Here is a 19,914-nt window from a genome sequence, read left to right on the forward strand (position 1 = left end):
GACCACTCACCATGCATAAACATCTTGTTCGCAACTTGTTCGCTGTTGCATTGACACTACCAAGCTTCGCTTTTGCTGCCCATCCCAATGAAACGGAAGCAGACCGCTGGAATTTAAATGACATGTATCAGACAAAGGCAGACTGGGACAAGGATGCTGTCATGCTGGAGGTACAGTTAAAGCAATTTCAAACTTGCAGCGGCCATCTTGGCGACAATATCGCGCGCTTCAAGACTTGCCTGGATCTGAATGCTGACTTGTGGAAGCGCTATGCCCGCCTCTCCAGCTATGCATTCCAGTTCCGCGACCAGGATACTGGTGACAATGCCGGCGCAGACCTGGGCCAGCGTTCGGACATTTTGGGCAGTAAAGTGGAAGAAGCGACTTCCTTCCTCAGGCCTGAGATTTTGAGTATAGGTGCTAAGAAGATACAGGCTTTCCAGGCCAAAGAAAAAGGCTTGAAAATATATGCCCATCAACTTGATGACATCTTGCGCTCTGGCAAACATACCCTGGACAAAAAAGGCGAAGAAATTGTCGCTACTTTTGGCATGGCAACCAATACGGCCAGCGCAGTGTATTCCACACTTTCCAATGCTGACATGCCATGGCCCAAGGTCAAATTATCGACAGGTGAAGAAGTACGCATAGACCAGTCTGCCTACACCAAATACCGCGCAGCGCCCAACCGCGCTGACCGCCAACTGGTATTTGATACATTCTGGGGCAAGTGGAAAGAATTTGAACGCAGCTACGGTGTCACTTTTTATGAACAGTTAAAACGCGATTCCGCCTATGCCAAGATACGCAACTACCCTGACTCATTGACGCAGGCACTGGATAACAACAAGTTGCCGCGTGAAGTGTATGACACACTGGTCACGCAAACCCGCGCCAACCTGCCTACCCTGCACCGCTACTTCAAACTGCGTGCCAAACTGCTGGGCGTCAAGGACCTGCGCTATTTCGACATCTACCCGCCGCTGGTATCTGGCGATTTCAAATATCCTATCAAGGATGGCGTCAAACTAGTCGTTGAATCAGTCAAGCCGCTGGGTGATGATTATGTCAAAGCCATGGCCAAAGCCACGACAGAACGCTGGATGGATGTATACCCTCGCCCACGCAAACGTTCTGGTGCCTATATGAATGGCGCAGCCTATGACGTGCACCCATACCTGCTGTTGAATTACAACGACGACTATGAGTCTGTCTCGACACTGGGGCATGAGTGGGGCCATGCCATGCATTCCTACCTGGCCAATAAACATCAGCCTTTCATCAGCGCTGACTACCCTACTTTCACGGCAGAAATTGCTTCAACTACCAACGAAGTCTTCCTGCTCGACCATATGCTGAAAATCGCCAAGAGCGATGATGAACGCCTGTTGTACCTGGGTTCAGCACTGGAAAACCTGCGCGGCACTTTCTTCCGCCAGGCCATGTTTGCCGACTTTGAGCGCGAGGTACATGCCAAGGTCGACAAGGGTGAATCCCTGACTGGTGAAGCACTGTCGAAAATCTATGGCGACATCCTGAAAAGCTATCATGGTGACAAAGAAGGCGTCATGAAGATAGATGATACTTACGCTGTTGAATGGGCATATATCCCTCATTTCTATAACCGTTTCTACGTATTCCAGTATGCCACCTCCATCGCTGCGGGCTCCATGTTTGCTGATGAAATCCTCAAAGGCCAGACTGGTGCCAGGGATAAATACCTGAATATCCTGAAAGCTGGCGGTTCTGCTTACCCTTATGAACTGGTCAAGAGCGCAGGTGTTGATCTGGCCTCGCCTGCTCCTTACCAGGCAGTGTTCGTGCGCATGAACAAGATCATGGATCAAATTGAAGCGATACGGGCAAAACGTTAATGCCTCATGTGTAGGCAGGAAGCTATCAGCTTCCTGCCGATGAATACCTCTGCCTCTCGCCAGCACTGACGAGAGGCAATTTATTTTCAAAGTAATGGAAAAACAATGCAAAAGAAATTCTTATTTCTGAGTCTGGCGAGTCTGGCGAGTCTGTCGACTCCCGCGATGTCCTTCGCGGCGGAAGGCATGTGGACCCTGGACAATCTGCCCATCACCAGACTGCAGGCAGAATATGGTTTCAAGCCCTCAGCAGAATGGATTAAAAACACCATGTTAAGCTCGGTCAAGCTACCGGGCTGCTCTGGCTCTTTTGTCTCCAGGGATGGTCTGGTCATGACCAACCATCATTGCGCCTCCAACTGTATAGAGCAGTTGTCGACCGCCAAACAAAATTATGTAGAAAACGGCTTTCTGGCAAAGAAACGTGAAGAAGAACAAGTTTGCCCAGCACTGGAATTAAACCGTCTGGAAGATATCAGCGATGTGACAGATGAGATCAAGAAAGCCACCGCAGGCCTCGAAGGCAAAGAATTCAAGCAGGCACAAAATGCCATTAACGCCAAACTTACCTCAGCCTGTGTAGGCGAAGACAAAGAAAAAACCCGCTGCGATATAGTCGATCTTTATCATGGTGGCCGCTACCATCTGTACAAATATCACCGCTATGCCGATACCCGTCTGGTATGGGCGCCGGAGAAGTCCATCGCTTTTTTTGGTGGCGACCCGGATAACTTCAACTTCCCCCGCTATGATCTGGACATCACCATGTTGCGCGTCTATGAAAATGGCAAACCGGCAGAAATCAGGAATTTCTTCCCTTTCAGTAAAGCCGGGCCACAAGAAGGTGAAATGACGTTCATCACAGGCCACCCTGGTTCCACTCAGCGCCAATTGACCATGGCACAATTGACAAGCTTGCGTGACATCGGTCTCATAGACAACTTGCAACACCTGGCTGAATTACGCGGTGTGCTCACACAATATAGCAAGACCAGTGCCGAAGCAGCACGTACTGCAGATCATCTCTTGTTCAGTACAGAAAACAGTTATAAAGCACGTACAGGCAGGTTAAAAACCTTGCTGGATCCGGAATTCATCGCCCGCAAGCAAGCAGAAGAAGCTGCTTTACGCTCGTTTGTCGATAGCAATCCTGAGCTCAGGTCAAAAATTAGTGGTGCATGGGACGCCATTACCAGGGCCCAGGAAAATTATCGCCAGTTGCACAGGATAAGCAGTATGGCAGAAGGTGCTGCGGCTTTTTCCAGCGAGTATTTTCACATAGCCCGTAATCTGGTTCGCGCTGCAGATGAAAAATTGAAAAGCAATGCCGATCGCCTGCCTGAATTTACCGATGCACGTCTCCCGGCCGTGCAACAAACAGTATTTTCAAAAGCACCAATTTACCCTGAGTTTGAAAAAGTCAAACTGTCGCACTCCCTGTCCAAGATGCGAGAAGATCTCGGCACCAATCACGCATTTGTCAAACAAGTCCTGGGCAAACTCTCACCTGAGCAATTGACGGACAAGCTCGTCGGCAAAACCCGCCTGGCAGATATTGAATACCGCAAAAACTTGTGGAATGGCGGCAAGGAAGCCATCATTCAGTCTGACGATCCCTTCATCAAACTGGCCCTGGCTGTCGATGCTGAGTCGCGAAATATACGCAAGCGCATGGAACAGGAAGTACAGTCAGTGGTGCAAAAGAACTCTGAGTTGATTGCACAAGCACGCTTTTTGCAAACTGGCACTGGCGCATATCCTGATGCCACCGGCACCCTGCGCCTGTCTTATGGTGAGGTCAAAGGCTGGGAGTCAGGTGGGAGCATGGTCAACCCGTTTACCAATTTTGCTGGCGCATTTGAACATGAAACCGGTGCCTATCCTTTTGCCCTGCCTGCATCATGGCATGCTGCGAAAAGCAAGCTGAACCTGCAACAAGCCTATAATTTCGTGACCAACAACGACATCATAGGCGGCAATTCTGGCAGCCCGCTCATTAACAGGAATGGTGAAATTGTCGGCCTGGTCTTTGATGGCAATATTCATTCTTTAGGTGGCGCATTCTGGTTTGATGAACGCAGCAACCGCGGCGTTGCCATCCATAGCGGCGGCATACTGGAAGCCATGGATAAAATTTATCATGCCAAGGAATTACTGAAGGAATTGAGCAGCAAGTAATACTCCTTATATACAAAAATATGATAGCCACGCAAGCCAAGCTTGAGTGGCTTTTTTTACCATTAATTCCATGACAGGCAAACACCTTTGATCCTGATCAACAGCAGCCTCCTGCGGCCAAAGTAAAGTAGCAAAAAGAATAGCAAGGAGGCCCACCATGTCCATCAGAAATATTTACCCTGCTTCGCTACGCGTCATACAGGATGAACACGAACATTTGTCTTCAGTCATACAAGGCATGCGTTATTTCGTCCGGCAAATTGAGAGTGGCGGCAATGCACCCGATTTGAAGGTGTTCCGTGCCATGCTTTACTACATCATGGAATATCCCGAAAAAATCCATCATCCCAAGGAAGATCTGTATCTGTTCGCCAAAATCAAGGAAAGAACACATCAACTCGATAGTGAGCTGGATGCCTTAAGCGCGCAACATAGCATGGGTGAATTAATGGTGCATGGCCTGTTCCAGGCCTTGCTGGATTATGAATTTGGTGGCAAACCTGCTTTTACACGCTTCCACGATCTGGTAGAACAATACGCACTTTTTTATTTCGCCCATATGCGTGCGGAAGAGGAGCGCATCATGCCTGTGGCCAGACAAGTACTCAATGAGCAAGACTGGAAAGAAGTCGACGCCGCCTTCCTCGAAAATCGCAAAATGCTGGATGATGCTGGAGAACGTTACAAATACGAGCAATTATTCTCACTCATCGTCAATATTTCACCCGCACCTATCGGCGTCGGTGACCCTATATAGATAGACTAGCGACGTGATGAAAGAATAATACCGCCAACAATGCACATGAAAGCCAGCCCATGAAACACATGCGGTGTCTCACCCAGGAATGCCGATGACAAGAGCGCCGCAAACAAGGGCGTCAGATTACTAAAAAAAGCAGCAATATTTGGCCCTACTCTTTGCACACCCAGACCCCAGCAACGAAAAGCAATGACTGCCGGGCCTATGGCAACAAAAGCCAGGGCAGCAAACAAGATCGGGCTCCAGTGTATCGCCGGTCCGGTAATAGCCCATTCTGCCGCAGAAAACAGCCCTGACCACAATACGCCAAAGCTGACTTGCGCCAGCAAGAAATCGGCCCAGTGCTTGCGTAACTCTCCGTCATTGCCACGCGTCAGCAACCAGCTGTAAATTGACCATGTAATGGTGGCGATAATCATGAAGATATCGCCAGGCACCAGGCGCAAAGCCAGCAATTGCGCTATCTCACCACGGCTCAGGACAATCAGTACGCCAGCGATAGACAGCAGCGCCCCAGCCAATTGCCAGCGCGATACTCTGGCCTGAAAGAACAGTCGCCCTACAATCAACATCCATACCGGCATACTGGCCGCAACCAGAGTGACATTGATCGGGGTAGAACTTTGTAAGGCCAGGTATTGCAAGGCATTGTACAAACCCACGCCCAGCAAACCTAATACGGCATAACGTCGCCAGTTACGCCATAACATACTGTCGCGACGAAAAATATGCCAGGCCAGAGGCAAGAGTATTAAGAAGGCCAGTACCCAGCGTATGAAGTTCAGGGTAATCGGTGGCACCATCTCATGTATCATGCGCCCGACAACAGCATTGCCTGCCCATAGCAATGGCGGTATGACTAGCAGGAAGATCGTTGCAGGATTGAGTTTGTGATTCATGGATTTTTGCTCGCCTATAAAAAAAGCAGGCAGTATCAGGTTGATCAACCTGTCTGCCTGCCATCAGCATACAACAAGCAAACAAGCTTTGCCTGCGGCCATGCGAATCCAACTCAAATAGCACCTATCGCTGGAAACTCTCCCACACTTTTTGCAAACGCTTGACTGACACAGGCATGGGGGTACGCAGCTCCTGGGCAAACAAGGAAACCCTGAGTTCTTCCAGCAACCAGCGGAATTCCAGCAATTTTGGATCAGCATCCGGTCCTGTCTTGCGTGGGTGACGTTGCCAGGCCTGGGCCACACTATTCCATTCAGCCAGCAACTTCTGGTCACGCGCAGGGTCTGCACGCAACTTGTCCATACGTACTGTAATCGCCTTCAGGTAACGCGGGAAATGCGACAACTGAGTGAACTCATTTTCTGCAATAAAGTGCTTGGTTACCAGCATCTGCAATTGCGTCTGCATGTCGGCAGTTGCTTGCGCATGGGCCTTGATGCCTTGCAGCTTTTTGGGCAAGCCATGGTATTCAGCAAGTATTTGCGCCGCTGTACGGGCAATTTCATTGGCCAGCAAATTCAACCTTGCCTTACCTTCATCTCGTCGCTTATTGAATTCACCTGAATTAGCAGGCAATGGGTTTTGCAGGAAAGCGCTTTCTATGGCGACCTGAATGATCTGGTCACGCAATTCTTCCTGCGAACCCAGAGCCATGAATTGCATGCCCATTTGCTGCAAGCCAGGGATATTTTTTTCCAGGAACTTGATCTGTTCTTTCAACTGCAAGGCAAACAGGCGTCGCATGCCTATGCGATGTATGCGCGCTGCCTCATCCGGATCATCAAACACTTCAATATGACAATGCGTGAGTTTGTCGACCAGTGCTGGATAACCAATCAGAGTTTGCTTGCCTTGCTGGACTTCCAGCAATTCTGGCAAACTGTCGAATGTCCATGCTGTCAGGTTTTCCTGCTTGAATGCCGGTACGACAGAAGCAGTCTGAACATTCGCAGTTGCAGGTTTTCCATTATTACGGACCGACTTGTCTTCTACTACAACAGCCGGTTTGGAGGCAACTGGGTTGGTATCCAGCAGCGCCAGTTTTTCGGCACTGGCAATACGCTGAAAACTCTCGCGTGCCTGACCACCAAATTCTGCCCGCAGGCTGGCCAGGTTACGCCCCATTTCCAGTTGACGACCATGCTCATCAACGACTTTGAAATTCATCGTCAAATGCACAGGCACGGTCTCGAATTTGAAATCCGTAGTCTTGCACAGCAAGCCTTTTTGTTCGCGTATATCGGCAATCACGGCGTCAAGGAAATTGCCCTTACCGAAATCATTGCGCTCGCAAAAGCCTGCTGCATATTCCGGGATAGGCACGCAATGACGGCGTATCTTTTGCGGCAGAGACTTGATCAGCAAATGCACTTTTTCTTTGAGCATGCCAGGCACCAGCCATTCGCAGCGGTCTGCCGACACCTGATTCAGTGAAAACAAGGGTACGGTCAGGGTCACGCCATCGCGTGGACTGCCAGGCTCAAAGTGATAGCTGAGCTGCAAGGCCACACCCGAAACTTGCATGGTCTTGGGGAACAGTTCTGTGGTGACGCCAGCCGCCTCATGGCGCATCAGCTCGTCCTTGTTCAAGTACAAGAGCTTGGGGTTGGCCTTGGTCACTTCTTTATGCCATTGCTCAAACAGGACTGCATTCCACACATCGGCTGGCAAGTGCTGATCATAAAAAGCCACGATCAGTTCTTCATCGACCAATACATCTAGACGGCGTGATTTGTGTTCGAGGTTTTCTATCTCGCGCACCAGTTTTTGGTTATACGCAAAGAAAGGTGCGCGGGTATCAAACTCACCTTCTACCAGCGCATCGCGGATAAACATCTCGCGTGCCTCTACCGGGTGGGTTAAACCATACTGGGTGCGACGCTGGCTATATACGACCAGGCCATACAGCGTGGCGCGTTCAAAGGCAGATACCTGGCCTGCACGTTTCTCCCAGCGCGGTTCGCCATAAGATTTCTTGAGCAGATGCCCGCCTATCTTCTCCAGCCATTCTGGATTAATCTGCGCAATACAACGACCGTACAGACGTGTGGTATCAACCAGTTCAGCCGACATGATCCAGCGCCCGGCTTTTTTGGCCAGAGTGGAACCTGGCCAGATATAAAATTTGATACCACGCGCACCCAGATAATGTGCTTCTTCATCTGACTTATAGCCGATATTGCCCAGCAAACCCGTTAGCAGAGACAGGTGCAATTGCTCGTAGGTGGCAGGTGCCTCATTCAAGCGCCAACCCTGCTCTTTTACTATCGTCAGCAATTGCGAATGCACTTCACGCCATTCACGCAAACGCATCTGGCTCAGGAAATTGGAGCGGCAATTATCTTGCAACTGACGATTGGTTTTCTTATGCTCGATTGCATCTTCGAACCACGCCCAGATTTTCAGGTAAGACTGAAATTCAGACTTTTCATCGGCAAATTTCTTGTGCGCCATGTCGGCTGCGGCTTGCGCATCCATAGGACGGTCACGCGGGTCTTGCACTGACAAGGCAGCAGCGATAATCAACACTTCCTGCAAAGCCTGGTTGTCACGCGCTGCTAAAATCATGCGGCCTACACGCGGGTCCAGCGGGAGTTTGGCGAGCTGCCTGCCCACCGGCGTCAACTGATTGACTTCATCCATTGCCCCCAGTTCCTGCAAGAGCTGATAACCATCAGCAATCGCCCTGCCTGGTGGGGGTTCTATGAAGGGAAAAGTTTCTACATCCGTCAGACGCAGAGATTTCATGCGCAAGATGACGGCAGCCAGTGACGAACGCAAAATTTCTGGTTCAGTAAATTTTGGCCTTTGCAGGTAATCCTGTTCATCGTACAAACGTATGCAGACACCAGCAGCAACGCGACCACAACGACCGGCGCGCTGATTGGCAGCAGACTGGGCCACCGCCTCTATCTGCAATTGCTCGACTTTATTGCGGTAGCTGTAGCGCTTGACGCGTGCCAGACCAGCATCAACGACATAGCGTATGCCAGGCACAGTCAGCGAGGTTTCGGCAACATTGGTTGCCAGGACAATACGACGCGCATTCGAGGTCTTGAATACCCGCTCCTGCTCTTGTGCTGACAGGCGGGCAAACAGTGGCAAAATTTCTACATGCGGTGGATGGTGTTTACGCAAGGCCTCGGCAGCATCGCGAATTTCACGTTCACCTGGCAAAAACACCAGTACGTCACCAGACCCGACTCTACACAATTCATCAACGGCATCAGTAATCGCCGTCATCAAATCACGCTCTTTATCTTTTTCTGTATCTTGTATCGGGCGATAGCGTACTTCTACCGGATACAGACGGCCCGACACTTCGATGACAGGTGCAGGCTTGGGCTCGCCACCACGCGTATCAGCAAAATGATTGGCAAAGCGCTGCGCATCTATTGTGGCTGAGGTGATGATGATCTTCAGGTCACGACGCTTGGGCAGTAATTGCTTCAGGTAACCGAGCAGGAAATCAATATTCAGGCTGCGTTCGTGCGCCTCATCGATGATGATGGTGTCATATTGCTTTAACAGCGGGTCTGTCTGGGTTTCTGCCAGCAAGATACCGTCCGTCATCAACTTTACCGATGCGCCCTTGCTCAGGGTGTCGGTAAAACGGACTTTAAAACCTACATTTTCGCCCAGCGGCGAATTCAATTCCTGTGCAATACGCTTGGCAGTAGACGAAGCAGCAATACGGCGCGGCTGGGTATGGCCTATCAGGCCTTTTTGCCCGCGCCCCAGCTCCAGGCAGATTTTGGGTAATTGCGTGGTCTTGCCTGAACCGGTTTCGCCGCAGACAATAATGACTTGATGTTTTTGCAGAGCCTCGGCAATTTCTGCCCGCTTGCCGGATACCGGCAACTCTTCGGGGTAACTGATTTCTGGCAAGGGATTACGAAAAGGCAGTGGGGCTTCTTCTTTGGCAGGCCCGGCCATTTTTTTCGCAGCGCCTGGACGCTTACTTTCAGTTGCCGTCGTTTTACTGCGATTCGGCTGCGGCCTTGCACTTTGCACTTTGGGAGTGCGCAGAGGCTCAGCACTGTTTTCCTTTGGCCGTTTGTTGTCAGGCGACTCAGACTTGGCAGCTGTTTCGCGCAATTGTTGTCGAAGTTCTCGCAATCCCGATAAACCATCTATCGCACTGGGCATTGCTTTTGGGGGGGAGTTTTTTGGTGTTTGATTTGAAGACATAGCGCTGCGCATTATCCCAGATTTTTAGCTGTGCTGCGCAATGTTGTTTTTTGGCTATTTTCAAGCAAGCTACAGAGACAATTCTTTTTTTATTCTGCAAGGCAGATAAATAGTGAAATTAAATTCCCCGGAAATTTAATCTATACTGAATAAATCAAAGCTGAGATGAACTGAGCATCAATTTACTATCCTGATACTTGCGGGGAGATTGAGATGAAAACCTTGATTATTCTGTTTTTCACATGCCTGGTAACAGCTTGCGCCACACAGACAACACAAAAAGTGAGTGCGCTTCAGTTTCATGATCAAGGGTTTTCCCCAAGCAGCACACCTATAGACAGAGAAAATGTACTAACACTTAGTAAGGAAATGAAATCCTACTTGCTCGAGGAAATCATGCCGCAGCTAAGTAGACGTGGTCCACAAAGAGCTTTGTTTGAAGCCCTCTCAAGTAAACGCCAGATCAAACTGGAATATGATGCAGAAATGACACGCAATGCCGCGCAGGCCTTTGCTGCGCGCTCCGGCAACTGCCTGTCACTGGTACTCATGACTGCTGCCTTTGCAAAACAATTAGGTCTGGATGTGCAATTTCAAAATGTCATCATCAATGAGGCATGGAGCCGCAACAATGATTTGTACTTTGCCGCTGGCCACGTCAATATCGTTCTGGGCAGGAGACCAAATTTTTTGCGCAACACGGATGAATACCATCAAAGCATGGTGATTGATTTCTTGCCACCAAGTGAAATCCTTGGACAAAAAACAGTATTGATCAGTGAAGCGACAGTAATCGCCATGTACATGAATAACCGTGCGGCAGAATTGCTGGCACAGCACAATGTCAATGATGCCTATTGGTTTGCCCGTGAGGCATTGCGTGCTGACCCCGATTTCCTGACAGCCTACAATACCCTGGGTGTTATTTATCGGCAGCATGGCGACTTCCAATTGGCAGAAAATGTATTCAAACAAATATTGGAAAAAGAACCCAATAACACTCTGACCTTAAGTAATCTGGCTGAAGTCTTACGCAAATCCGGGCAAGCACAAGAGGCACAGGTGTACATCAGTCGCCTGGAGCAATTACAACCTTATCCGCCCTTCTATTTTTTCAATCGCGGCCTGGCGGCGATGCAGCGTGGCGAGTTTACGGAAGCCAAGGTTTTATTCAAACGCGAGATAAAACGTGACGCAAACTATGATGAATTTCATTTATGGCTGGCGCTGGCCCATTTGAAACTAGGTGAAATACCTAACGCCACTGAAGAGCTACTGTTGGCAAAGGCTAATAGCACGACCCGCAAAGCCCATGATCTGTATGCCGGAAAACTGGAACGTATCAAAGCAACTTACACACATTGAAAACGATGTGAATATTGCCAGGGATCGCAGGCAAAAAGTGAAAGCCATCAATGTGGAAAATCGACCACGTTGATTCATGATCTGTTTTCGCGTCTCAGATTATAATTGGCGGATGGAAAATCCCGTTCAATTCGTTCAATGGCTGCGTTCGGTCGCGCCCTATATTCACGCCTTCCGTGGCAAGACCTTCGTGGTCGCATTCCCGGGGGAACTGGTCATGGCAGGAGCCCTGCCAGTTCTGGCGCAAGATTTATCACTTTTGCATGCCCTGGGCATCAAGATCGTTATCGTTCATGGCTCACGACCCCAGGTGGCCGAGCAACTGGCACTGCGCAGCGTAGAAGGTCGTTTTCATAATGGCATACGCATTACCGATACAGCAGCACTGGAATGCTCAAAAGAAGCTGCTGGCGAATTGCGCCTGGACATAGAAGCCGCATTCAGCCAGGGCTTGCCAAATACGCCTATGGCACATTCTGCGATCCGTATCATTTCAGGCAATTTTGTCACAGCCAAGCCTATAGGCATCGTTGGCGGTGTGGACTTCCAACTGACCGGTATCGCCCGTAAAGTCGCTTATGACACCATACACCGCATTCTTGATGCAGGTAATCTGGTCTTGCTTGGGCCTCTGGGCTTCTCCCCCACAGGCGAAGCATTCAATCTGACGATGGAAGACGTTGCCGTATCTGCGGCCACCGCCTTACGGGCCGACAAACTGATTTTCATTTCCGAAACACCGATGATGGTGGACCAGGATAATGATGAAATCCGCGAACTGTCTTTCATGCAGGCAGAACTGGAATTAAAAGCAGGCTATCTGCCCCTGGATTCAGCGTTTTATCTGGAGCATGCCATCAAGGCCTCACGCGGTGGTGTGCCGCGTATCCATATCGTCCCCTACAAGATGGACGGTTCTGCGCTACTGGAATTGTTTACCCATGACGGCGTGGGTACCATGGTGTCTTCAGAAAACCTGGAAAGCCTGCGCGAAGCCACGATTGAAGATGTAGGCGGCATTATCAAACTGATAGAACCACTGGAAGCCGACGGCACCCTGGTCAAACGTGGCCGCGAACTGATAGAGCGCGAAATCAATTACTTCTCAGTCATTGAGCATGATGGTGTGATTTTCGGCTGTGCTGCGCTATATCCCTTCCCGTTCGAAAAAATGGCAGAGATGGCTTGCCTGACCGTCAACCCGGACGTGCAAAGCCAGGGCGATGGCGAACGCATACTCAAACATATGGAAAAACGCGCACGTCGCGCTGGTTTCCATAGCCTGTTTGTATTAACAACACGTACGGCACACTGGTTCCTGAAACGTGGTTTTGTCAGCGCATCAGTCGATGATTTGCCGAAAGACAGGCAAAAAATGTATAACTGGCAACGCAAGTCTTTAGTCCTGATCAAGCAACTCTGAGCCACTGGTCGTATAATTCAGCCTGTTTTCAAGATTTAATATTAAGGAGCACCACATGGCCCGTACGGTCCACTGCATTAAATTAGACAAAGAAGCCGAAGGCTTGGACTTTCCACCATATCCAGGTGAATTGGGCAAACGCATTTATGAAAGTGTTTCCAAAGAAGCCTGGGCTGCCTGGCTCAAGCACCAGACCATGCTGGTGAACGAGAATCGCCTGAATCTGGCAGACACACGCGCCCGTAAATATCTGGCAACGCAAATGGAAAAGCATTTCTTTGGCGATGGCGCAGATGCTGCTACTGGCTATGTCCCGCCAACAGAATAATGAGTGCGCATTAACGCTTCATTAACTGCATACCAGCTACATAAACAATAAAGCCCGCATCTGCGGGCTTTATTGTCAGGAAACAGACTAGCTCAATAAAAATCGATCTTGCCAGTTTCTACATCCAGCATGGCACCGACGATTTTGATCTGGCCCTTATCTGCCATTTCTTTCAGCACCACACTTTTTTCTGTCACTGCCTTGACCGTCATTTTGACATTCATCTCTGCCACTGCATCAACAAAATGGTGATTCTTCGATGAACGGTCACTACCATGATTATCTGGTGTCGCCTTCACAGCCGGCATGATCTTGGCCACCAGTTGCGTCAGGTTTCCCAGATTGGCATTATCACAAGCACCTTTCACAGCACCACAGTGAGAATGACCAAGGATGATGATGACTTTGGAGCCCGCGACCTTGGCCGCATATTCAAGACTGCCGAGTATGTCTTCATTAACGATATTGCCTGCCACCCTGGCTGTAAACAAATCGCCTATACCCTGGTCAAATACCAGCGCCGGATCAGAACGTGAGTCTATGCAACTGACGATGCTGGCAAACGGGAACTGACCATCTCTGCCACTGGTTTTCACTTGCGCAGGCAAATCGCGCTTGAGCATGCTGCCAGAAATAAAGCGCTGGTTCCCCTCTTTCAGCATCGTGATGGCAGCATCAGGGCTGATTTTGGCCTGCATAGCCTGCGTCATTGCCACATTGATGGGAGGCTGGCTGGCCGTAGGCGACTGCGTAGCGCAGGCTGAGATCAGCAAAGCTGCCGTCAGTGTGACAAAGAAACTTAATGACGTGACCGTTTTTTTATTTGTATTCGTGTTCATTTGCATCATCTCCTCATAAAATTGAACAACGGATGACTTCTGATTCACCTGCGATTGCACAGATTTACAGCAGACCAACTGGACATTTCCTTGCTGAACTCAGAATTGCAAGGTTTTAACACCTTCCGCAGTCCCCAGCAGGCAAACATTTGCACCCTGACGCGCGAACAAACCGACCGTCACCACTCCCACGATATTATTAATCTCAGCTTCCATCGCCAGCGGATCATGGATTTGCATGCCATGCACATCCAAAATCATATTGCCGTTGTCAGTCAGCAGTGGCTGCCCATCCTTGATACGCAAACGCGCCTCACCGCCCAGTGCATTGAGCTTGCGTGCCACGACTGCATGTGACATGGGAATCACTTCTACCGGCAAAGGAAACTTGCCCAGCACATCCACCAGCTTGGAACCGTCGGCGATACAGATAAATTTTTCAGCGACAGATGCAACGATCTTTTCGCGCGTCAATGCTGCACCGCCACCCTTGATCATGGCTCCTTGCGGCGTAATTTCATCTGCGCCATCGATATACACTGGCATGGACGTCACTTCATTCAAATCCAGCACGGTAATACCATGAGAACGTAACCGTGCCGCCGTCACCTCGGAAGAGGCAACAGCCGCTTTGATTTTGTGTTTGATCTTGGCCAGCTCATCGATAAAAAAGTTCGCTGTAGAACCTGTACCTACACCAACTATTTCACCTTCTACTACATAAGCAATTGCCGCCTGGGCGACGGCAAGTTTCAATTCATCTTGAGTCATGGTGCATTTCCATCATAGTTTAAAAATTGGCGGGATTTTACAGTAAGGCCTGACTTATTAGCAATTTGATCAAAACATCACAAAAACAGTATTAAATTTGCCACAGTGGTGCTTCATCCATCAAGGCAACCTGTTCGCGCAATTCAAGTATGCGGTCTTGCCAGTAACGCTGGCTGTTAAACCAGGGAAAGGCTGCCGGAAAAGCCGGGTCGCTCCAACGCTGCGCCAGCCAGGCGGAATAATGGATCAACCTCAAGGTTCGCAAGGCTTCTATCAAATATAGCTGGCGCGGCTCGAATTCAAAGAAATCTTCATAGCCCACCAGGATATCGGTCAACTGGCTTTGCATTTCGCTGCGCTCACCTGATAACAGCATCCATAAGTCCTGTATACCCGGCCCCATGCGGCTGTCATCAAAATCCACAAAGTGCGGGCCTGCCTCAGCTCCGGACTCCAGCCATAAAACATTTCCAAGATGGCAATCACCATGCAGGCGCAGTTGCGGCACATCACCCGCTCTGTCATAGCAAGCCTGAATACCATCCAGAGCTTGCTGGCTAACGCTGGTATAGGCAGCCAGCAGGTCTGGTGGAATAAAATCATTTTCCAGCAACCAGACACGTGGCAAGACACCAAAACTTTGAGGATTCAGCGCTGGCCTGACTGCGTAGCTGGCAGTAGCCCCGACTGCATGTATGCGTCCTATGAAACGACCCAGCCACTCCAGTGTCGCTGGATCACCAGTTTCAGGTGCACGACCACTCTGGCGATTAAACAAGGAAAAACGGAAGCCCTGATAATGCCGCAGGCTCTTGCCATCTTCCGTTTGCAGGGCTGCCAGCACGGGAATCTCATGCGCCTGCAATTCACGCACGAAATCATGTTCTTCCTGTATCGCCTCGTCCGACCAGCGCAAGGGCCGGTAAAACTTGGCAATAATCGGCGAGGCATCCTCTATACCTATCTGGTAAACGCGATTTTCGTAGCTGTTCAGGGCCAGCATGCGGCCATCGCTGCGCAAGCCACTGCTTTCTACGGCATCAAGGACTAATTCGGGTGTCAGCCCGGCGAAGGAATCTGGGGGAGTAAAATCTGTCATCCCGCTATTGTACGTGGCTGCCAGTACATTCGACATAAAACTCCTGTGCAGCCAGCACACAAAGCGCTAAACTTCCGGTATTTTCATACTTATCTTTTGAAGAGTCACGACATGCATCTCGACGAACCACTAAGCGACAAAGAATTCAATGAACTCGACAAATTTCTGATGTCGGACAAAGTCGGCGACGATGGCATGACCATGGATGCCCTCCATGGCTTCCTGACTGCCATTGCCCTTGGTCCAGAAATGATACCGATGGCTGAATGGCTGCCACTGGTATGGGGTCTGCCTGAAGAGGGCGAACCCAAGTTCAAGAATGAAAAGGAAATGCAGCGCGTTACCAGCCTGGTAGCCCGTTTCATGAATGAAATCCAGATCACCTTTGAAGTAGCGCCGCAAGAATACGAACCCCTGTTTTGCGTCATGGAACAAAATGGCAAGGAATTGATTGATGGCGAAACCTGGGCCTGGGGCTTTTGGGAAGGCATGCAATTGCGCGAAGAAGCCTGGGAAGCTGCCTGGGAATCGGAAGAAATTGGCCCGCTGCTGCAACCTATCTACCTGCTGGGTGCAGAAGAGATAGAAGAAAGTGAATTGAAATTCGTTGATACGCCAGAGAAATGCCATGAACTGGCATTGACACTGGAAGCGTCCATTCCTGCGATACGTCGTTTCTGGGCCCCCTTGCGCAAGTCTGGCGTTACCACGGTCAAGCGTGAAGCTCCAAAAGTAGGCAGAAATGACCCCTGCCCTTGCGGCAGTGGCAAAAAGTATAAAGTCTGCTGCGGCGCTGAACCTACCCTGCATTAATCATCTGCAAAATTAATCATCTGCAAACCATCGGCGCTGGAGGGAAACCTCTAGCGCAAAACTGCCCTGCCAGCATGTCTTCATGCTATTTTTGCGCTTCTCAATAACATGCTGGAGACTTCCATGAGCTTGCAAGAACAATTCACCCAGGCACAAGCCGATTCCAAAAACTTGTCCGAGCGTCCGGACAATATGACTTTGCTGAAAATCTACGGATTGTTCAAGCAAGGCAGTGCCGGTGACGCCACTGGTGACCGTCCTGGCATGACCGATTTTGTCGGCCGCGCCAAGTTTGATGCCTGGGCTGGCCTGAAAGGCACTACCCAGGAAGCAGCAATGCAGCAATATATAGATCTGATCACTTCACTCAAGGATTAAGTCCCTATCATTAAGGCGGTAGCTTAAGCTGGAGGGTTAAGCCAATCCCTGGGCTTACCCTCAGTCAGACCTGCAATCAAATTATCTGCCGCCCGGTTTGCCATAGCCCTGCGGGTTGCCTCTGAGGCGCTGGCGATATGCGGAGTCAGTACGACATTGCTCAAGCCCAAAAAGTCTGGATGAAATTTAGGTTCATTCTCAAACACATCCAAACCTGCTGCCGCAATCCTGTGTTCACGCAAGGCTGCGATCAGGGCCTGGTCATCAACAATACCACCGCGTGCCAGATTCACCAGGGTTGCGCCAGGCTTCATCATTGCCAACTCTGCCGCAGCGATGGTGTGATGTGAGGCTACTGAGTATGGCAGCACCAACACCACATGGTCAGCCTGTTGCAGCAATTCTTCCTTACTGACGTATAGAGCATTATTTGCATAGGCCTCCTGTTCAGCGCTGAGGCGTGAGCGATTGTGATACACGACCTTCATATCAAACCCCATGGAACGCCGCGCTATGGCCTGCCCTATTCTCCCCATACCGATAATACCCAGGGTGGCTCCATGCACATCTGCCCCCAGAAAAGAGTCATAGCGCCATTTGGTCCAGTGACCGGCGCGCAACCAGTGCTCAGACTCTGTCACCCTCCTGGCTGTCGCCATCAGCAAAGCCCAGCCAAAATCGGCGGTAGTCTCGTTCAAGACTTCTGGCGTGTTGCTGGCCATGACACCATGTGCAGTACAGGCTGGCACATCAATATTGTCGTAACCTACGGCCATGCTGGCGATCATTTTCAAACCCGGCACCTGCTGCAGCAACTCAGTATTGATTCTTGCACTGGCGGTTGCCAGAGTGCCGACTTTGCCCTTGAGCCTGGCAGCCAGCTCAGTTGGTGAAAAAATAATATCGTCCTGATTCGACTCGACTTCAAAATACTGTTCCAGCTTAGTCAGCACTTCAGGAAAAATGGCACGTGTTACCAGGATTGCAGGCTTCATGTCTGGCCTTAATTAAAATGATATGTAAATTAGCAAATGCTTGAATTGCCCATCCATCTGATGATGAACAGGCTGGATGCTGCATGATACCGTTTCTATGCTGAATTTTCCTGCAGCCTTATAGCAGTTCAACAACTTTCATCCTGGCTATCATTCCTGCAAGAAAATTCATGCAAATGATGCAAATCAAGCCAGCTCATTGCTAAGTGGCATACAATTGCTCATTAAGGCAGACTTCAGGAGCAAAGTGACTTGATTCGCTTGTATTTGCTTATGCGCAAACTATATAAGCCTGATTTGTGAGAACTGCCAAATTGCCTTAAAATACAAGGCTTTGCAGCCCTGAGCCTGTTTTTTGCGTTCAGACTGCGCCTAAATCCCGAATTTTTAGTTTAGATTGGACTGTTATGACCCACGTTGTGACCGAATCCTGCATCCGCTGCCGCTATACCGATTGCGTGGATGTGTGCCCGGTGGACTGCTTCCGTGCTGGCCCGAATTTCCTCATCATTGATCCAGACGAATGCATCGATTGCGCCGTGTGCGTTGCAGAGTGCCCGGCTAACGCCATTTTTGCTGAAGAAGATGTTCCTGCAGATCAGCAGCAATTTATCAAGATCAATGCAGAACTGACCCGCAAATGGCCGTCGATTACCAAGACAGTTGCCCCATTGTCAGATGCTGACGACTGGAAGGACGTCAAAGACAAATTGCAATACCTGGAAAGATAAGTATCAGGAAAAGCAATACGGGCTTTTTGCTAATCGGCTCAAACAAATCCGCAATATCAGGAATCAACTCGTCGTATGGAAAACAAACAAACTACCACGGCCCAGGCCGTCATTGAAGCAGATGCAGTCATCATTGGTGCCGGCCCTGTTGGCTTGTTCCAGGTGTTCGAACTTGGCTTGCTCGAAATCAAAGCACACGTTATTGACTCCCTGGCAGTCGTCGGCGGCCAATGCGTAGAACTGTATCCAGACAAACCTATCTATGACATCCCTGCCGTGCCCGTCTGCACAGGCCAGGAATTGACAGACAATCTGTTGAAACAAATTGAACCTTTCGAACCAACTTTCCATCTGGGTCAGGAAGTGACTCTGGTCGAGCGCCGCGAAGATGGCCGCTTTGATCTGGAAACATCGACAGGCACACGCTTCATCACCAAAACCATTTTCATCGCTGCCGGTGTTGGTTCCTTCCAGCCACGTACTTTGAAGGTTGAAGGCATAGAAGCATTTGAAGGCTCGCAGGTGTTCTACCGTGTCAAAGATCCTACCCAGTTCCACGGCAAAAACCTGGTGATCTGTGGTGGTGGTGACTCGGCACTGGACTGGGCATTGAACCTGGTTGGCAAGGCTGAATCCGTGGTGGTATTGCACCGCCGTGAAGACTTCCGCGCTGCGCCTGCTTCCGTCGCCAAGATGAAAGAACTCTGCGACAACTATGAAATGCAACTGACCATAGGCCAGGTCACAGGCATAGAAACTAAAGACGACGTATTGTCTGAAATCAAGGTCACTGGTGCTGACGGCGTCACCCGTCGCATGCCACTAGACACTTTGCTGGTCTTCTTCGGTCTCTCACCAAAACTCGGCCCTATCGCCGAATGGGGTCTGGACATCGAGCGCAAGCAACTGAAGGTCGTGAATACTGAAAAATTCGAGACCAATGTGCCTGGCATTTTTGCTGTAGGTGATATCAACACCTACCCTGGCAAGAAAAAACTTATCCTGTCTGGCTTCCATGAAGCTGCACTGGCTGCGTTTGGTGCTGCACCGTATATTTTCCCTGACAAGAAAATCCACATGCAATACACCACTACTTCGCCAAAGCTGCACAAAATCCTGGGTGTGGAAACACCAGTTTTCGATTAATCCGGAAACCACTCAAACAAAAAAGCGCAAAGATATCTTTGCGCTTTTTTGTTTTCAGAGACA

At 49.9% G+C, this 19,914-nt stretch carries 16 protein-coding genes; 10 read left to right on the top strand and 6 right to left on the bottom strand.

Annotation, left to right across the window (positions count from 1 at the left end; all coding sequences use genetic code 11):
• Positions 1-11: 11 nt before the first annotated feature.
• From pepF to DFR42_RS04875, 3 genes are all read left to right on the top strand, one after another.
• Positions 12-1,874, top strand: coding sequence for an oligoendopeptidase F (gene pepF, locus DFR42_RS04865; protein ID WP_110253787.1), 1,863 nt, complete (start codon positions 12-14; stop codon positions 1,872-1,874).
• Positions 1,875-1,979: 105 nt separating this feature from the next.
• Positions 1,980-4,052: a S46 family peptidase gene (locus DFR42_RS04870; protein WP_110253788.1), complete on the top strand. Its 2,073-nt coding sequence runs from the start codon at positions 1,980-1,982 to the stop codon at positions 4,050-4,052.
• A 157-nt stretch (positions 4,053-4,209) separates the two neighbouring features.
• On the top strand, positions 4,210-4,809 hold the full coding sequence (locus tag DFR42_RS04875) for a hemerythrin domain-containing protein (RefSeq protein WP_110253789.1): 600 nt from the start codon (positions 4,210-4,212) through the stop codon (positions 4,807-4,809).
• 5 nt (positions 4,810-4,814) lie between these two features.
• Here DFR42_RS04875 and DFR42_RS04880 read toward each other — a convergent pair whose 3' ends face one another.
• Positions 4,815-5,711 carry a DMT family transporter gene (locus tag DFR42_RS04880; RefSeq protein WP_110254239.1) on the bottom strand — a complete coding sequence of 299 codons (897 nt, stop codon included), beginning with the start codon at positions 5,709-5,711 and terminating at the stop codon, positions 4,815-4,817.
• A 124-nt stretch (positions 5,712-5,835) separates the two neighbouring features.
• Positions 5,836-9,708 (bottom strand): ATP-dependent RNA helicase HrpA, encoded by a 3,873-nt coding sequence (gene hrpA / locus DFR42_RS04885; protein WP_245936864.1) that lies wholly within the window; start codon positions 9,706-9,708, stop codon positions 5,836-5,838.
• Between the two features lie 651 nt (positions 9,709-10,359).
• On the opposite strand from hrpA, the gene DFR42_RS04890 reads away from it, so the two are divergent.
• The 3 genes from DFR42_RS04890 (at position 10,360) to DFR42_RS04900 (ending at position 13,079) form a co-directional block, all read left to right on the top strand.
• Positions 10,360-11,328 carry a tetratricopeptide repeat protein gene (locus tag DFR42_RS04890; protein WP_170133413.1) on the top strand — a complete coding sequence of 323 codons (969 nt, stop codon included), beginning with the start codon at positions 10,360-10,362 and terminating at the stop codon, positions 11,326-11,328.
• 112 nt (positions 11,329-11,440) lie between these two features.
• Entirely contained in the window at positions 11,441-12,751 is a 1,311-nt protein-coding gene (gene argA, locus DFR42_RS04895; RefSeq protein WP_110254240.1) for an amino-acid N-acetyltransferase, read from the top strand.
• 55 nt (positions 12,752-12,806) lie between these two features.
• Positions 12,807-13,079 carry an oxidative damage protection protein gene (locus DFR42_RS04900; RefSeq protein WP_110253792.1) on the top strand — a complete coding sequence of 91 codons (273 nt, stop codon included), beginning with the start codon at positions 12,807-12,809 and terminating at the stop codon, positions 13,077-13,079.
• 92 nt (positions 13,080-13,171) lie between these two features.
• Here DFR42_RS04900 and DFR42_RS04905 read toward each other — a convergent pair whose 3' ends face one another.
• The 3 genes from DFR42_RS04905 to DFR42_RS04915 form a co-directional block, all read right to left on the bottom strand.
• Entirely contained in the window at positions 13,172-13,918 is a 747-nt protein-coding gene (locus tag DFR42_RS04905) for a carbonic anhydrase family protein (protein WP_110254241.1), read from the bottom strand.
• A gap of 99 nt (positions 13,919-14,017) precedes the next feature.
• Positions 14,018-14,689 carry a ribose-5-phosphate isomerase RpiA gene (gene rpiA, locus DFR42_RS04910; protein WP_110253793.1) on the bottom strand — a complete coding sequence of 224 codons (672 nt, stop codon included), beginning with the start codon at positions 14,687-14,689 and terminating at the stop codon, positions 14,018-14,020.
• A 91-nt stretch (positions 14,690-14,780) separates the two neighbouring features.
• Positions 14,781-15,824, bottom strand: a complete 1,044-nt coding sequence (locus tag DFR42_RS04915; protein WP_425450864.1) for a serine/threonine protein kinase — start codon at positions 15,822-15,824, stop codon at positions 14,781-14,783.
• Between the two features lie 75 nt (positions 15,825-15,899).
• On the opposite strand from DFR42_RS04915, the gene DFR42_RS04920 reads away from it, so the two are divergent.
• Entirely contained in the window at positions 15,900-16,601 is a 702-nt protein-coding gene (locus DFR42_RS04920) for a UPF0149 family protein (protein ID WP_110253794.1), read from the top strand.
• Positions 16,602-16,724: 123 nt separating this feature from the next.
• Entirely contained in the window at positions 16,725-16,979 is a 255-nt protein-coding gene (locus tag DFR42_RS04925; protein WP_110253795.1) for an acyl-CoA-binding protein, read from the top strand.
• A gap of 23 nt (positions 16,980-17,002) precedes the next feature.
• Here the strand turns inward: DFR42_RS04925 and DFR42_RS04930 are convergent, their stop codons facing one another.
• The gene (locus DFR42_RS04930) at positions 17,003-17,974 is read right to left on the bottom strand and encodes a 2-hydroxyacid dehydrogenase (RefSeq protein ID WP_110253796.1); all 972 of its coding nucleotides are present in this window, start codon (positions 17,972-17,974) and stop codon (positions 17,003-17,005) included.
• A 407-nt stretch (positions 17,975-18,381) separates the two neighbouring features.
• Between DFR42_RS04930 and fdxA the strand changes: the two genes are divergently transcribed.
• Entirely contained in the window at positions 18,382-18,705 is a 324-nt protein-coding gene (fdxA, locus tag DFR42_RS04935; RefSeq protein WP_110253797.1) for a ferredoxin FdxA, read from the top strand.
• A 75-nt stretch (positions 18,706-18,780) separates the two neighbouring features.
• Positions 18,781-19,851, top strand: a complete 1,071-nt coding sequence (locus tag DFR42_RS04940) for an NAD(P)/FAD-dependent oxidoreductase (protein WP_110253798.1) — start codon at positions 18,781-18,783, stop codon at positions 19,849-19,851.
• Positions 19,852-19,914: the final 63 nt, after the last annotated feature.

The sequence above is a fragment of the Undibacterium pigrum genome (assembly GCF_003201815.1).
Classification (GTDB): domain Bacteria; phylum Pseudomonadota; class Gammaproteobacteria; order Burkholderiales; family Burkholderiaceae_D; genus Undibacterium; species Undibacterium pigrum.

Coding starts and splice junctions, on each gene's coding strand:
- DFR42_RS04920 (WP_110253794.1), top strand. CDS start 15,900: ATGCATCTCGACGAACCACTAAGCGACAAAGAATTCAATGAACTCGAC.
- DFR42_RS04880 (WP_110254239.1), bottom strand. CDS start 5,711: ATGAATCACAAACTCAATCCTGCAACGATCTTCCTGCTAGTCATACCG.
- DFR42_RS04905 (WP_110254241.1), bottom strand. CDS start 13,918: ATGAACACGAATACAAATAAAAAAACGGTCACGTCATTAAGTTTCTTT.
- pepF (WP_110253787.1), top strand. CDS start 12: ATGCATAAACATCTTGTTCGCAACTTGTTCGCTGTTGCATTGACACTA.
- hrpA (WP_245936864.1), bottom strand. CDS start 9,708: ATGGCCGGGCCTGCCAAAGAAGAAGCCCCACTGCCTTTTCGTAATCCC.
- DFR42_RS04940 (WP_110253798.1), top strand. CDS start 18,781: ATGGAAAACAAACAAACTACCACGGCCCAGGCCGTCATTGAAGCAGAT.
- DFR42_RS04915 (WP_425450864.1), bottom strand. CDS start 15,824: ATGTCGAATGTACTGGCAGCCACGTACAATAGCGGGATGACAGATTTT.
- rpiA (WP_110253793.1), bottom strand. CDS start 14,689: ATGACTCAAGATGAATTGAAACTTGCCGTCGCCCAGGCGGCAATTGCT.
- DFR42_RS04900 (WP_110253792.1), top strand. CDS start 12,807: ATGGCCCGTACGGTCCACTGCATTAAATTAGACAAAGAAGCCGAAGGC.
- DFR42_RS04870 (WP_110253788.1), top strand. CDS start 1,980: ATGCAAAAGAAATTCTTATTTCTGAGTCTGGCGAGTCTGGCGAGTCTG.
- DFR42_RS04890 (WP_170133413.1), top strand. CDS start 10,360: ATGCCGCAGCTAAGTAGACGTGGTCCACAAAGAGCTTTGTTTGAAGCC.
- DFR42_RS04925 (WP_110253795.1), top strand. CDS start 16,725: ATGAGCTTGCAAGAACAATTCACCCAGGCACAAGCCGATTCCAAAAAC.
- DFR42_RS04875 (WP_110253789.1), top strand. CDS start 4,210: ATGTCCATCAGAAATATTTACCCTGCTTCGCTACGCGTCATACAGGAT.
- fdxA (WP_110253797.1), top strand. CDS start 18,382: ATGACCCACGTTGTGACCGAATCCTGCATCCGCTGCCGCTATACCGAT.
- argA (WP_110254240.1), top strand. CDS start 11,441: ATGGAAAATCCCGTTCAATTCGTTCAATGGCTGCGTTCGGTCGCGCCC.
- DFR42_RS04930 (WP_110253796.1), bottom strand. CDS start 17,974: ATGAAGCCTGCAATCCTGGTAACACGTGCCATTTTTCCTGAAGTGCTG.